Below are 13,227 nucleotides of genomic sequence, written 5' to 3' on the forward strand. Positions count from 1 at the left end.
CACAGCAGGAGCACGGAGGCGAGGGCCTTGCGGTTCATGGGAGCGGGGGGTGCCCAGTGTAGCCCGGAGCCCGGGAGCCGGCAGGGCGGGTTTTGCCCGTCCGCGCGTCCCGGCCGTCCGGGGAGCAGGCGCCCACCCCCCCGTCAATCGCAGACCGCCGTGGAGTCGCGGTGGAGCTCCATGCGCATGTCGTCCTTGGACACGTCCAGTATCCCGAAGCCGTTGCACCCTTCGTAACAGGTGCTGGGCGTGAGGAGGTACGTGCGTCCGTCCAGCACCAGGGAGGCAAGGGGGAAGGTACCGCCCGGGAGGTAATCCCCCGCTTCGCAATAGTGCACGGACTGGAAGATGCGGGGGGCCTCCCCGCTCATGTCCACCCAGTCCTCCGAGCGGCACCACTGGGTACACGCGGAGGCGCTGCCCTTCTCGCCGGAGGTGAAGGTGCGCCGGCGCTGGACGTAGCAGAGCCGCCTGCCCTCCGGCGCGGCCCCCGAGCACACCGTGGTGAGGCGGGAGTTGGGGTCCGGCACCTCGCGCCACGCCTTGAACGGCTCGCACGTGGGCTTGGAGTCGGGCGCCCAGGACACGGCGCTCAGCACGGCCCCGGGCGAGCGCGCCGTGAGGCGCTCCAGCGAGGCGCGCAGCTCCGGCGGGCTCGACACAGGTGGAGTGGCCCTCCTTCAGGTACTTGCGGGTCTTCGGGCCGCGATCGCCGGACGAGGCCAGGAGGGCCGCGGCGACGTACTGAGGGCCCTGGTCATTTCGAAGGTGAAACTTCAGGATGCGCCGCGCCGCCTCGAGCGCGCGAGGATTCTTCGCGACGCGTTGGAGCGGCTCCCAGCGCACGACGACATCCTCGCAGTGGAGCTCGAAGGTGACGGCCGTCCGCTCTCGAGCGTTCATCCTGCTCAACTGGAGCAGCAATCGCACCAACCGCTCCTCCTCCGGCTCGGCGGCGGGAGGCGCTGGCTCCACGGGGGCCGCGCCCAGGCTGGAGAGCCCCAACAGACAGGTGAGCCAGAGGGCGGCGAGGTGACTTCGGGTCTTCATCATCGGGAAGCTCCTGGAGGCTCGACCGAACAGCCCGCACGCGCATTGTGGCCGAAACCCAGAGGAGCCGAGCCTCCCTTCACCTTCCCGGTGCGGGCGCGGGGCGTGGGACGGTCTGGACGCTCTCCACCTCCGGGAGTTGCCGGAAGGCCGCCGCGATGCGCTCCGTGTCCGGTCCCGGTGGCAGCCGCAGCCGGAAGTACAGGTTCAGGTCCGGCAGGGGCTGGCCGGTGTTGCGCTGGCCCTCGGCCCGCATCGCGTCCAACGTCTCCTCGGACACCTCCTGCGAGCGTGTCCACTGCCCTCCCGCCACCTGCCGCAGCAGCTCCCGCGCCCGTGCGTGGGTGAGAAGCCCCTGGCCCGCGACGTCCGTGGGCACGCCGTCGCGCAGCCGGATGTGCTGGCCCTCGCGGAATTTGATCTCCAGGGTGTCCGGCTCGGCGCGCGGCGCCTCCACCCCTGGCGCCGGGCGGGGCTCGGCTCCCGCATCCGCCGGTACCCGGCCTGGCGCCGTGCACCCCGCGGCCAACATCAGCCACACCCCCCACCCGTACCACACCCGGCTCGTTGCTTCGTGCATGCCTGTCTTTCCTCCAGGGAAATGCAAAGGGGGGCCGCCCCACACGGACAGCCCCCCAGGCGCGATAGCCCTGCTCCAGCCTACAGGCCGGTGAGCGCCCGCCGGAGGTCCGGCAGGGGGCCGATGTTCTTGGTGCCCGTCTGCGCGGTGCCGTAGGTGCGCAGGCGGGACTTGACCGAGGCCGGCGACAGGGTGGTGCCGTACAGGGACTTGTAGCGGCCCTGGAGGCTGGCCACCGAGCCGGCGACGACGGGCGTGGCGCTCGAGGTGCCGTTGAACCCGCTGGCGAAGTAGCGGTTGACGCCCTCGGCGCTGTAGAGGGTGCCGTAGCCGGTCGTCACCACGCCATCGCCCCAGCCCTGCAGGTCCACCGTGGAGCCGTAGGTGGAGAAGTCATGAGCGGAGCGCGCCGCGGTGCCATAGGCGGGCGACTTGCCAGCCCCGACGATGATGGCGCCCGAGTCGTTCTGCGCCAGGAAGGGGTAGTGCCCGTTGTTGCCCGTGCTGTACATGGGATCGTCCAGGTTCTGCGAGCCGTTGCCCGCCGCCTCGACGACGATCTTGTTGGCGGCCACCGCCGTGCGGATGGCGTCGTACCACGGCTTGTACCACTCCACCGGCACGAACTTGCCGCTGATGGGGCCGCTCATCTGCTGCTCGATGACGATGACGTCACCGGCGGAGATGTTGGCCGCGCAGGTGGTGACGGCCGCGCCCACGTTGTAGCCGGACGCGGTGTTGGCCGCCGCGAACAGCTTCTGCGCGGCGTAGGCGATGCCCGTCACGCCCTCGGTGTTGGCGACCGCGCCGTAGACGCCGAGCACCGCGGTGCCGTGGTTGTTGTTGTTGTAGGGATCCACCGGAGCGCTGCCCACCAGCGTCACCGTCCCCAGGTCCACGTGCGAGGCGTTGTAGCTGTACTCGACGTCGCAGATCTTCACCCCGGTGCCGCGCGCGCCCACCAGGGTGCCGGCGTAGCGCCCGTCCACGCCCGCGGGCGCCGCGTCCTGGTACTTCTGGTAGGAGCCGGAGCTCACCGTGTAGTAGTCAGGCGCCACGGGGGACGGCGCCGGGAGGGGCACGCGGTAGACGGCCTCCACCTCCGGGAGCTGCCGGAAGGCCGCCGCGATGCGCTCCGTGTCCAGTCCCGGTGGCAGCCGCAGCTGGAAGTACAGGTTCAGGTCCGGCAGCGCCTCGCGGGTGCGCAGCTCGCCCTCGGAGCGCAGCGCCTCCAGCGCCTCCTCGGCCACCTGGTGCGAGCGCGACCACTGCCCACCCGCCACCTGCCGCAGCAGTTCGTGCGCCTGCGCGTGGCGCAACCCCCGGCCCCCGAGGTCCGTCGGCGCGCCGTTGCGCAGGCGGATGTACTGGTTCTCGTGGAACTTGATCTCCAGCAGGTTCCGCTCCACCCAGGCCTCGCCGCCCAGCGCGCGGACCTGCTCCTCACCGGCCGCCCGCGCGGCCTCCAGGGCCGGCGCCGCCAGCGCGCCCCCGCTCCCCGCCAGCCCGAGGGCCACCACCCACGAACTCAATGCCCGGCTCGTTGTCTTCATGTGCATGTTTCCTTCACTGTGTCTCGGAGGAAACAAGCTAAACGAGCTTTACTTGCACAACAAGACAATCGCGAGGAACGTGAATGTGCTGGCTCGATTCGCGGCCGCTCACCATCTCCGCCTTGGGAAGTACGGCGCCCGGGGTCTCCACCTGGGCGCCGGGGTCCACCCTGACAGCATTGCCCCGGTTCACCGTGACATCGACGTCGCGATTCACTCTCCACGGACAAAGGACAGGTCTCGACCGAGGACGAGCTTCCCAAGGGCTACTCCGTCACTCCCGGCATGTGCCAGGCAGGAGCGGTGCGAGGCAGCCGACGATCTCCGTCCTCTCGGACTCGCTGGTGAGCGTCATCGACGACTTCACGATGACCCAGGGCAAGCAGAAGATCACCGGCCGCAACACCTCCCTGCTCGTGAAGCGTGACGGCCAGTGGAAGTGGAAGCAGGAGGGGTCGGAAGGGCGCGTCTACTGCGCGCGCTCGTCCAGCACGTCGGAGAGAGTCGTGGCGTTCAGGGCGCGGTCGAACCAGCGGTCGAGGGTGGCCATGTCCGTGCAGGTGAGGATGCGCTGTCGGGCCCCCTCCTCGACGGACACGCCGCGCGCGGTGAGGATCCGCAGGATGGCCTCGCTCAGCCCCTGCTGCAACCCCTCCGCCCGGCCCTCCTGCCGGCCCCTGACCAGACCCTTCTGGACGCCCCGCTCGATCATTTCCTCGGCCCAGCTGCCCATCAACTCCTCCGCGCGCTGCTCATCCAGCACCGAATTTAACACCCGTTTCGCCGCTGCGTGGACGGCCGCATCCTTCCCCACCCACAGCAGGTAACGGATGACCACCACCAGATGCTCGGCGCCCCCGGTGTCCGCGTACACCTGGGCGAAGAGCGCCACCCACTCCGGCAGCTTCCGGGCCAGTTCCCCGGTACGTCCGTAACGCAGCACCAGCCACGCCAGCCGGGCCAGAGGTGGACCGGAACGCGCTCGCAGCGCCACCTCCCGCTCGGCCGTCAGGTCATCGAGCAGGTACTCGAATCGCGGCACCAGCGCTCGCCATTGCGCCCGTGCCTCTTCCCCATCCGGCAGTTCGAAGAGGTCCTCCACCCGGCGCGGCGCCGTCCAGACGCCATCCGCCCCGTGGTACATGACGAGCGGGATGATGACCGGCAGCCGCGTACTCCGCGGGTGTTCCTGTCTCCAACGCTCCACCTGCCGCACCACGTAGCGCAGCATCCGCAGCGCCATCCACGAATCCACCGATGACTGGTGTTCCAGCAACACGTACAACAGCAGCGGCTGGCCCGTGCGCAGGCGCGCAGTGAAGAGCAGATCGCTCTCGGTCTCGCGCAGCTCCGGGTCCACCACGCTGACAGGCTCTCGCCTCAGGGACGCCCAGTCCACTTCCGAGACGATGTGCGCGGGCAGCACCGCGCGCAGTTCAGCGGCGGCCCGCTCGGGATGACCGAAGGTGTAGCGGGCGAAGAGGTCATGCGGTCCAGACATGGCCAGCCGCGCTCAAGCATGCGGCGGGCCAGCGGCGCACGACCTTCAACGGGGTGTCGTCCAGAGGCATTACAAATCCTCTGACACCTTCCGCGGACACCTTCCGCGGGCAATGCCTAGCAATTACAGTCGCCCCACTTGACGTGTTCGACGCGCTTGTGATGCTGGCCGCAATAGTAGGCACCGAATTCGGTGCAGTTCCCATATTTGACCTTCGGGAACGGGCCTCTGTAAGCCGTATCCCCCTTGCACTTGACGAAGCAGCATGCGGAAAGGTCCCCGACGGCCCTGTCCTCTTCCTGCGTCGCGTCATCCTGGGAGACCTGGTCTCCGTCTCCGGTAGGCGCTTCATCGATGACGATGGGTGTGGTGGGGCTCTCGAAGGTGTCCTGCTCCTGCATGTCGGCGGGGCCGCACCCGACAGCGAGAGTGATTCCGAGGACGAACAGGCACACGCGGCTCAGTCTGGTCTTCACGAGTGTTTCCTTTGGGCGAGGGAAGTGAACCGTCGGTGTGGTTGCCGTCCAGTTCGTAGCGGAATCTCGTGCTCGGTCCTCACAGCGACCAGCCGACCTGCAGGGCAGGCTTCTGCGCCCTACTGGCTATTCGCGAATACCAAGGATTAATAGAAGTCGCCGCTTTATTGGAGTCCAAAGTACCCCAAGGAAGTGGCTTCGTAGCCACGGGGGCCCGCTCACGCGAGCGGCAGCTCCAGCGTGGCCGTGGCGCCCTGGCCCGGCCCGTCGCTCTCCAGCGTGAGCCGCCCTCCCAGTGACTTCGCCGCCAGCGCGCTCGAGTGCAGCCCCAGCCCCTGCCCGTCCGCGCGCGTGGTGAAGCCCAGTGAGAACAACCGCTCGCGGTGCTCCGGCGCGATCCCCTTGCCGCTGTCCACCACCTGGATGCGCGCCGTGCTCCCCTCCGCGTCCAACCGCACGAGCAGCCGACGCCGCGTCTCGGGCATCTCGCTCATCGCGTTGCGCGCGTTGGTGAGCAGGTTGATGAGGATCTGCAACACCCGGTGCTTGTCCAGCCGCGCCCTCGGTTGCGCGCGGAACTCCCGCGTCACGGTGATGCCATGCCGCTGGAGCGCGGGCAGTTGGATGCTCAAGGCATCCTCCACCAACTGCGAGAGCGGGAACTCCTCGGGCAGGAGCGAGCCGCGTGAATAGGACTGCTGGACCTGGAGGATGGCGCGCAGGTGCTCGAGGTGCTCGTTCAACTTCCCCGCGCTCTGCTTCATCGACGCGTGCTCGCGCAGCAGCTCATCCGACAGGCTGAAGAGGTACTCCAGGAGCTGCGCGCCCTGCTGCTCCCGTGTCAGGAACTCCCCCAGGTGCTCCCGGTGCGTCTCGAGCAGGTCCGTGAGCTGCTTGAGCCGGACCATGCGCGAGGTGCTCACCTTCTCGTTGAGCATCTGGGCATTGAGCAGGGCGCTGGTGAGGACGTTGCCCACGTTGTGCAGCACGCTGGCGATCATCTCGCCCAGCCCCGCCTCGCGCGTGGCGTCCGCCAGCCGCGCCTGGGCCTGCTCGAGCCGCCACGTCTGCTCCTCCACGCGCTGCGTGAGCGCGTCATTGGCACTCCGCAGCGAGGCCTCGGAGCGCTGGAGCTCGGCGTACCGCCGCGCGCTCTCGAGGAAGAGCGCGGCCTGGGCGGCCAGGTGTCCGAGCAGCGACAGGCGCGCCGGGGTGAAGGCCTGGGAAGACACGCGGTTCTCCAGGTACAGCACTCCCCGGAGATTCTCCGGACTCCCCAGCGGCAGGCAGAGCACCGACCGGAGCCCGCCGCGCCCGAAGTAGACATCCGACGAGAACGGGTGCGGCAGGGAGGCATCGGCGATGAGCACGTGCTCCCCGGTGCGCTGCACGTAGGCGAGCAGGCTCCAGGGCAGCGCGTCCTCCCCGGGCTCCGAGCGCGCCGCGATCGAGAGCACGCCTTCCCGCGCGAGCAGCACCACCCCCCGCTGGGCCTCCGCGTGCTCGACGGCCACACGCACCAGCGCCGCCGTCAGCCGCCCGAGGTCCAGCTCCCCGGCGAGGGCCCGCACCGCGGAGAGCGCGTCCTCCTGCGCCCTCATTCCCGGCTCGGGCGGGGAGGCGGAAGGCGCCACGAAGGAGACGAGCTGGGGCCACAGCGCCTCCAGTTGCCGGACCTTCCCCAGGGCGCCCCATTTCACATAGGCCTCGCGGGCCTGCCGGGCATAGGTGTCGGAGACGGTGGCGGCCCGCCGCTCGCGCCAGAACCTCGCCGCGAGCTCGCTGGCCAGGGCCACGTTCTGGAGGAAGCCGTGCGCGCGCGCGGAGTGGATGGCCTCCTCGTAGGCCTGGAGCGCCTCCTCCAGATGGCCGGTGAGGCGGGCGAGCTCCGCGGACACCATCCGCTCGGGAGCACGGAAGGTGTCGGGACAATGGCCCGCCCACTCCGCCAGTTGCCGGTGGTGCCGCCGCATCTCCTCGAGGTACCGCCGCTGCTCCTCCGGCGGTGCTGACGGATGGCACGCCGCCAGCGCCAGCGCCCGGTAGAGGTGGAAGCTCAGGAGCTGGATGTGGCCGAGCGAGGTCCAGGTGAGCCCGGCGGCCCGGTTCCCCGCCTCCAGCGCGCGCGCGAAATCCCCGCTCATGAAGCGCGACTGCAGCTGGATGATCCAATACCAGCAGGCGCCCATGTGCTCGGAGGCCATGCCGGCCTCGAAGGACGCCTCGTCGAAGGTGTCGCTGCTCAGCGTCTCGAACGAGCGCGACAGCCCGCGCATCTGCTGCACGTAGCACTGCACGTGGTGGATGACGTCCTCCACGGCCGGGAAGCCGGCGCGGCGCGCGAAGTGGAGGCGCGCGACGGACTCCTGGTAGACCTCCTCCAGGGGGTGGCCCAGGGTGAGGCGGTCCGTGACGATGTGGTTGCTGCAATAGCAGGCGATCTGGAAGTCCCCGCCGTGCAGCGCGTGGAGGAAGGCATCGCGCGCGTACTGCAGCGAGCGGGAGAGCGGCCGGACCCAGCAGCTCGTCATCTCCAGGGCGTAGAGCGCCCGTCCCCGCGCGGAGGAGAAGCCGTGGCGCTCGGCCAGCGCGCACGCGAGCAACCCGAAGGCATGGCCTTCCGGGTAGCGCGCGAAGAGCGACCCCAGCACCAGGCCGTACCAGCCGTACCCATGGACGGACGCCTCGGTGTTGCCGTGCTGGAGGCTCAGGGAGACCATCCGGCACAGGTGGAGCGCGAGCAGGTTCGGGTCGCTGTAGATGGCCGGCGTGAACAGCGCGGCGAGCACGTCCATGAGCGCCCGGGTGTCCGGGTCGGTCATGAGGGGCAGCTCGACGAGGCGCTCGATGGGGCGCTCCCCCATCAGGGTCCACACCTCCGCGTTGGCGGCCTCCACCTCCTCGCGCGAGGGGTGGGGCGACATGTGCATGCCCATCCGGGCCAGGCACTCCAGGAGGCAGGTGATGGCGCCCTGGATGTCGTTGGCGGCGAGCAGGATGTCGTTGCGCAGGCGGTAGACGGCCGCCAGTTGCACCCGGGTGCGGACCCGCGGCAGGAGCTCCAGCACCAGGCGACGGGCCTCGGCGGCGTTGCCACCCATGAACTCACCGTGGGCCCGGTCCAGCTGGAGCTTGAACGCCAGCTCGGGGTCCGTCTCCCAGGGCTCTCCGGGGATGAGCGAGAAGGCCAACGTGAAGTGGTCCACGGCCGAGCGGAACGCGGTGGAGGCCCGCGCCTTCCCGCCCGCCTCGGCGTTCAGCCGGGCGAGGCGGTGGCGCTCTCCCGCGTCGGAGATCTGCGCCACCCCCGCGTTGAGCTGCCCCACCACGTCGAAGATCTTCTCGTGCACCTGCTCCGGGGGCAGGCTCGCCAACATCAGGCGGCCGATGCGCAGGTGCACGGCCTCGCGCTCCCGCTCGGGGATGAGCGCATGGGCCGCCTGCTGGATGCGGTCATGGGCGAACCGGTACTGCTCCGGACCCTGGGCCACCAACATGCCCTCGCGCAACACCTCCTCCAGGCCCGCCTCCACCTCGCCCGGCTCCGCGCCGGAGACGATGACCAGGAGCTGGCGCGGGAAGACATTGCCCACGCACGCGGCGAGCTGCAGCAGGAGCTGCGTCCGGACGGGCAACTGGCGCAGCCGGCTCACCATGAAGTCGGCGACGTTGCCGGAGTAGCCCCGGGCCCGGACGCCCGCGGCATCCCACCGCCACTCCCCTTCCGGCGTCCGGGTCAGCAGGCCGTCCTGGTGCAACGTCAGCAGGAAGCGGGTGATGAAGAACGGATTGCCGCCCGTCTTCTCGTGGACGAGGGCGGACAGGGGCCCGACCGTGCTCTCCGCCGCGCCCGGGAGCGAATCCGCGACGAGCTGCTGGACGTGCTCGCGGCTCAGCGGCTCGAGCCGCAGCTCCGACATGCGCACCCCCGCCTCGCGCAGCTCCGTCAGCGCCAGCGCCAGCGCATGGGAGGGACTCACCTCGTTGTCGCGGTAGGCGCCGGCCAGCAGCAGCGGCGGCGTCCCCGGGCGGGTGAGCAGGTATTGAAGGAGCTGGAGGCTGGCCAGGTCGATCCACTGCAGGTCATCCAGGAACAGGACGAGCGGGCGGGAGGACCCGGCGAACACGCCGAGGAAGCGTTGGACCAGCCGGTGGAAGCGATGCTGGGCCTCACCGTGGGGGAGCTCGGGGAGGGCGGGCTGCCGGCCCAGCACCTGTTCGAGCAGGGGCACCACATCCACGAGGAGCTGGCCCTGTTCGCCGAGGGCGTCGCGCAGCCGCTCGCGCCACCGGGCGAGCTGTTCATCCGGGCCCGCCAGGAGCTGCCGCGCCAGTGCGTGGAAGGCCTGCGCCAGGGTGGCGTAGGGGATGTGCTGCTGGAACTGATCCGCCTTCCCGCTCAGGAAGAATCCCTGCTTGCCGGCCACGGGCTCGCGCAGCGCGTGCACCACCGAGGACTTGCCGATGCCGGAGTAGCCACAGACCAGGAGGAGCTCCGACCGGCCTTCCTGGGCCACCCGCTCGAAAGCCCGTAACAGTTGGGCGATGTGCGTCTCCCGCCCGTACAAGCGGTGGGAGGAGGGCCACGAGTCTGGCGGTGGACTGGGGAGGGAACCGCCGGGAGGGGGTCGCATGGGAAGGGCCGGAAGGAGGCAAGGGAATCATGCCACCTCTCGCGCTCCAGCACCTCGCGAAGTCCCACACCCGCTAGAGCCTCCCACTTGCGCCCGTGCGGAATCGCTGCGTTTCTGGGTGCGATAACGACCTGGAGCCTCAGCTCGCGGCGGCGAAGCCCCCGTGGAAGGTGACGGGGATGGGGTGGTCGAAGTGCACGGTCGCCAGGGGACCGTCCTCCAGGTGCTTCCCATCCAGGACGGCCACGTAGGAGTGATCGCTCGTCCCGTCATAGACGAGGTCCAGCACGAAGGCGTCGTCCTCTGCCTCGCCACGCGGCACGAGCACCGGCTCGCTCGGCACATGCCCGGCCGGCACGGCCCACTCCGCGCCCTTCCCGCCGTCGAGCGCGATGCGCGTCACGCCCGAATACTTCCGGTCCGCCCCCCGGCGCTCGGTCTGCGCGAAGAGGGTGCCGTAGCGCGCCCCGTGCACCCGCGGGTGCAGCTGCGGGAACTCGCAGGGGACGTCGAAGAGCCTCGTCTCCCGCACCTTGCCCGTCTTCAGGTCCAGGTGCAGGCGCGTCAGCAGCGGAGGCGGTCCCTTCTCCTCGAGCTCGCCGATGTCGTCGAGCCGGAACTCCGGGTAGCGGCACAGGTCGACACACGGACCGCCCTCGTCCTCGAAGGCATTGGCGAAGTGCCAGGTCCAGAAGGCATCGAGCTCGAAGGTCCGAGGGGACTGGATGTCGTCCAGCGGGACGACGATGAGCCGCGCGCCGAGCTCGGGCTTCCACTGGAAGAGCTTCGTGAAGTCGGAGAGGCCCATCATCGCGCGCAGGAGATGGAGCTTCACCGGCCCCAGGAAGAAGATGAGGTGCCGCTCGGTCGCGATGAAGTCGTGCAGCATGCCCAGCCAGGGCGCCTCCACCGTGCCGAGCTTCGAGGGGACTCCCGCGTCCGGCAGCGCGTAGAGGTCGATGAGCATCTTCGGGCCGTAGCGCACGCCGAAATTGAAGGTCGTCCGCAGCGAGGCCACGCGGTGCGGGTGCGCGGAGAAGGCGCCTGACACCACGCCCAGGTCCGTGGCCGCGAGCGTGTCCAGCGTGTCCGGGTTCATCTCCTGCAACAGTCCGCCCTCCATCAGCGCGAAGAGCCGGTCCTGCCACCAGAAGGTCGAGGTGTTCCCCGTCGTCTTCGCCGTCCCGCTGCGCGCGGCGCGCATGCGATCCAGCCACGAGGCCGCCGAGCTGTAGAGGAACCGCCCCGCCTTCTCCTCCTCACGGTAGCCGGCGCTCTCGACGATGCGGCAGGCCCCCTGCGCGCCACGGCCATCGAAGCGCACCGCGGTGATGGCGCCGTCCGCCTCGAACGCGTGCGAGAGGCTCGCGCCGAAGCGCTCGAAGAGCCCCGGGCCCGCACGGAAGAGCGTGCCCCGGAGCGCCTCGGGAAGCCGTCCCTCGACCCGCAGCGGCTCGAAGCCGTGGGGCCGCGCGAGGGACCGCAACAGGGGACTCACGGCGTTCTGGCGGCTCATCGGCACTGCTCCTCGGAAGGGTGGACCCGCGACCGCATTGAAAGTAAGTGAGTCTTACTTACTTTGCAACGGACTTCGTTTCCGGTCCAATCCGGAGCCACACATGACCCGAAAGACGGCCCCGCGCCCCTACCACCATGGGGACCTCAAGCGCGCCCTGCTGGAGGCGAGCCTCGAGCTCATCCGCGAGGAAGGCGTGGACGCGCTCACCGTGGCCGAGGTCGGCCGCCGCGTCGGCGTGTCCTCCGCCGCGCCCTACAAGCACTTCGCGGACCGCCCGGCGCTGTTGCGCGCGCTCGCCACCGAGGGCAACCGCCAGCTCGGCGAGGCCATCGTCGCGGCGACGCGGGGGAGCACCGACCCGCTCGAGGCCTTCCGCCTCTCGGGCGTGGCCTACATCCGCTGGGCGGCGGAGAACCCGGCCCTCTACCGCATCGCCACGGATCCCTCGCACATCGACTACGCGTCGACGGAGCATGACGTCGAGGCGCCCGAGGCCCTCCGGGGCACCCTGGAGACGTTCTGGCCGGAGCTGGCGGCCCTGGTGCGCTCGGGCGCCGCCCTCCCCGCTTCTCATCCGCTGATACAGCAACTGCACGGCCGCGCCCTGGCGCAGGGCATGGCCAGCCTCTTCGTCAGCGGCATCTTCGCCTCGCTCGGCATCACCACCGCGGACGCGGAGCGGATGGCGCGCGCGGTGACGGGAGAGGACGTCCCGGCCACGTCGCGCCGGAGCCCTCCCTCGCGCTCCCGCTGAGTCGTGAAACGAGGGCGCGGCCCGGGGGTGGCTTGGAGGGGGGGCGTCTCAGTGACGCCCCTTCCCGCCCGCACCGCGAGCGGGCATCTCCACGGCGGTGCCGTCGAGCGTCGCGGTTCCGCAGTCCGGCCCGAAGACGAGCACGTGCGTCTGCCCGTCACTGCTGGTCCGCGACAAGGTGCCGGAGGTCGGCCACGGGCACACGTTCCTCGGAGGCCGCACGATGCTCTCGAGCGTCACCGCGCCCGTCGTCCCGTCGAGGAACTCCTCGGTGTAGAAGCCGTTGAGCGTGCGGACCGGGGGCGTGTCGCTGGAGAACTCGACGTGGGTGGCGCCCTTGAGGTGCACCGAGCGCACCACCGCGCCCGTCGCGTCGGTGAGCGTGCGCGTCACGTCCGACTCCGTGCTCTTCTTGCGCGGCGGCTCGTCGCCGATGAGCTCCGCGCTCGAGGCGCTGGTGCCCTCCACCTTCGAGACGGCGCCCTCGTCGTCCGTGCGCGAGATGCTGAACGTCACCGCCTGGTTCTGCGTGATGGCGCCATCGCAGTTCGGCGGCGCCGAGTACGTGTACGTGATGTCCACCGTGCCGCTGGAGGGACCGCCGTGCGGCCGGCCAAAGCCCTCGGGACGGGGGCCATCGGTGGGAGGAGCTCCCCGGGCGGGCCGGCCACCGAAGAGCGTCGAGAGCACTCCGCTTCCCGTGCCCTCCCCCGGGGGCGGAGGACGACGGCCGTCACCGCGCCCGCCACCCCCGTGTCCGCCACCACCGGGCCGCATGGGCGCCGCGCACTCCGTCCACTCGAGGTGGACCGTGGCCGGCAGGCTCTTGCCACAGACGTCCACGTGGGTGATGTCCGGGCTCGCGTCACAGTGGAAGCCCTCCACCGCGTCCGAGCGTACCGCGTGCAGCCCGCGCATCAGGCTCGAGACCTCCACCGCATCGGTCGAGTCGGAGGACGCCTCCACGGCCTGGGACACCATCGTCGTGGCGTCCTCCGCCGTCGCCGGCGCGCCGCAACCACTCGCCATCGCGCCCGCGACGAGTGCACCCGCGAGCCACAGACCACCCCTCATCTTGTGATTCATTCGTGCTCCCTTGTGTTTCACCACCGCAACCGCACCCGTAGGACGAAAAGGGTATTTTTCGTGTTCCCGGAACC

At 70.2% G+C, this 13,227-nt stretch carries 10 protein-coding genes; 2 read left to right on the plus strand and 8 right to left on the minus strand.

Annotation, left to right across the window (positions count from 1 at the left end; translation table 11 throughout):
* Positions 1-143 precede the first annotated feature (143 nt).
* The gene (locus tag AC16DP_RS23845; RefSeq protein WP_329734667.1) at positions 144-662 is read right to left on the minus strand and encodes a hypothetical protein; all 519 of its coding nucleotides are present in this window, start codon (positions 660-662) and stop codon (positions 144-146) included.
* 119 nt (positions 663-781) lie between these two features.
* Between AC16DP_RS23845 and AC16DP_RS23850 the strand changes: the two genes are divergently transcribed.
* Positions 782-1,036, plus strand: coding sequence for a hypothetical protein (locus AC16DP_RS23850; protein ID WP_329734668.1), 255 nt, complete (start codon positions 782-784; stop codon positions 1,034-1,036).
* 93 nt (positions 1,037-1,129) lie between these two features.
* On the opposite strand, the gene AC16DP_RS23855 is transcribed toward AC16DP_RS23850, so the two are convergent.
* From AC16DP_RS23855 to AC16DP_RS23880, 6 genes are all read right to left on the minus strand, one after another.
* Positions 1,130-1,630, minus strand: a complete 501-nt coding sequence (locus AC16DP_RS23855; RefSeq protein WP_329734669.1) for a hypothetical protein — start codon at positions 1,628-1,630, stop codon at positions 1,130-1,132.
* A gap of 80 nt (positions 1,631-1,710) precedes the next feature.
* On the minus strand, positions 1,711-3,183 hold the full coding sequence (locus AC16DP_RS23860) for a S8 family serine peptidase (protein WP_329734670.1): 1,473 nt from the start codon (positions 3,181-3,183) through the stop codon (positions 1,711-1,713).
* A gap of 469 nt (positions 3,184-3,652) precedes the next feature.
* The gene (locus tag AC16DP_RS23865; RefSeq protein ID WP_329734671.1) at positions 3,653-4,684 is read right to left on the minus strand and encodes an Rpn family recombination-promoting nuclease/putative transposase; all 1,032 of its coding nucleotides are present in this window, start codon (positions 4,682-4,684) and stop codon (positions 3,653-3,655) included.
* Between the two features lie 116 nt (positions 4,685-4,800).
* A complete protein-coding gene (locus tag AC16DP_RS23870; RefSeq protein WP_329734672.1) occupies positions 4,801-5,160 on the minus strand; it encodes a hypothetical protein in 360 nt (119 codons plus the stop codon).
* 218 nt (positions 5,161-5,378) lie between these two features.
* Entirely contained in the window at positions 5,379-9,794 is a 4,416-nt protein-coding gene (locus tag AC16DP_RS23875; protein ID WP_329734673.1) for a trifunctional serine/threonine-protein kinase/ATP-binding protein/sensor histidine kinase, read from the minus strand.
* A gap of 139 nt (positions 9,795-9,933) precedes the next feature.
* Positions 9,934-11,310 (minus strand): carotenoid oxygenase family protein, encoded by a 1,377-nt coding sequence (locus tag AC16DP_RS23880; protein WP_329734674.1) that lies wholly within the window; start codon positions 11,308-11,310, stop codon positions 9,934-9,936.
* A gap of 103 nt (positions 11,311-11,413) precedes the next feature.
* On the opposite strand from AC16DP_RS23880, the gene AC16DP_RS23885 reads away from it, so the two are divergent.
* Positions 11,414-12,067, plus strand: a complete 654-nt coding sequence (locus tag AC16DP_RS23885; protein ID WP_329734675.1) for a TetR/AcrR family transcriptional regulator — start codon at positions 11,414-11,416, stop codon at positions 12,065-12,067.
* Positions 12,068-12,115: 48 nt separating this feature from the next.
* On the opposite strand, the gene AC16DP_RS23890 is transcribed toward AC16DP_RS23885, so the two are convergent.
* Positions 12,116-13,153: a hypothetical protein gene (locus AC16DP_RS23890; protein WP_329734676.1), complete on the minus strand. Its 1,038-nt coding sequence runs from the start codon at positions 13,151-13,153 to the stop codon at positions 12,116-12,118.
* Positions 13,154-13,227: the final 74 nt, after the last annotated feature.

Source organism: Archangium sp. (assembly GCF_057119385.1).

Bases quoted from the DNA above. Each gene is read 5' to 3' on its own strand.
- AC16DP_RS23880 (WP_329734674.1), bottom strand. From the start codon at position 11,310: ATGAGCCGCCAGAACGCCGTGAGTCCCCTGTTGCGGTCCCTCGCGCGG.
- AC16DP_RS23855 (WP_329734669.1), bottom strand. From the start codon at position 1,630: ATGCACGAAGCAACGAGCCGGGTGTGGTACGGGTGGGGGGTGTGGCTG.
- AC16DP_RS23850 (WP_329734668.1), top strand. From the start codon at position 782: ATGCGCCGCGCCGCCTCGAGCGCGCGAGGATTCTTCGCGACGCGTTGG.
- AC16DP_RS23875 (WP_329734673.1), bottom strand. From the start codon at position 9,794: ATGCGACCCCCTCCCGGCGGTTCCCTCCCCAGTCCACCGCCAGACTCG.
- AC16DP_RS23865 (WP_329734671.1), bottom strand. From the start codon at position 4,684: ATGTCTGGACCGCATGACCTCTTCGCCCGCTACACCTTCGGTCATCCC.
- AC16DP_RS23860 (WP_329734670.1), bottom strand. From the start codon at position 3,183: ATGAAGACAACGAGCCGGGCATTGAGTTCGTGGGTGGTGGCCCTCGGG.
- AC16DP_RS23890 (WP_329734676.1), bottom strand. From the start codon at position 13,153: ATGAATCACAAGATGAGGGGTGGTCTGTGGCTCGCGGGTGCACTCGTC.
- AC16DP_RS23885 (WP_329734675.1), top strand. From the start codon at position 11,414: ATGACCCGAAAGACGGCCCCGCGCCCCTACCACCATGGGGACCTCAAG.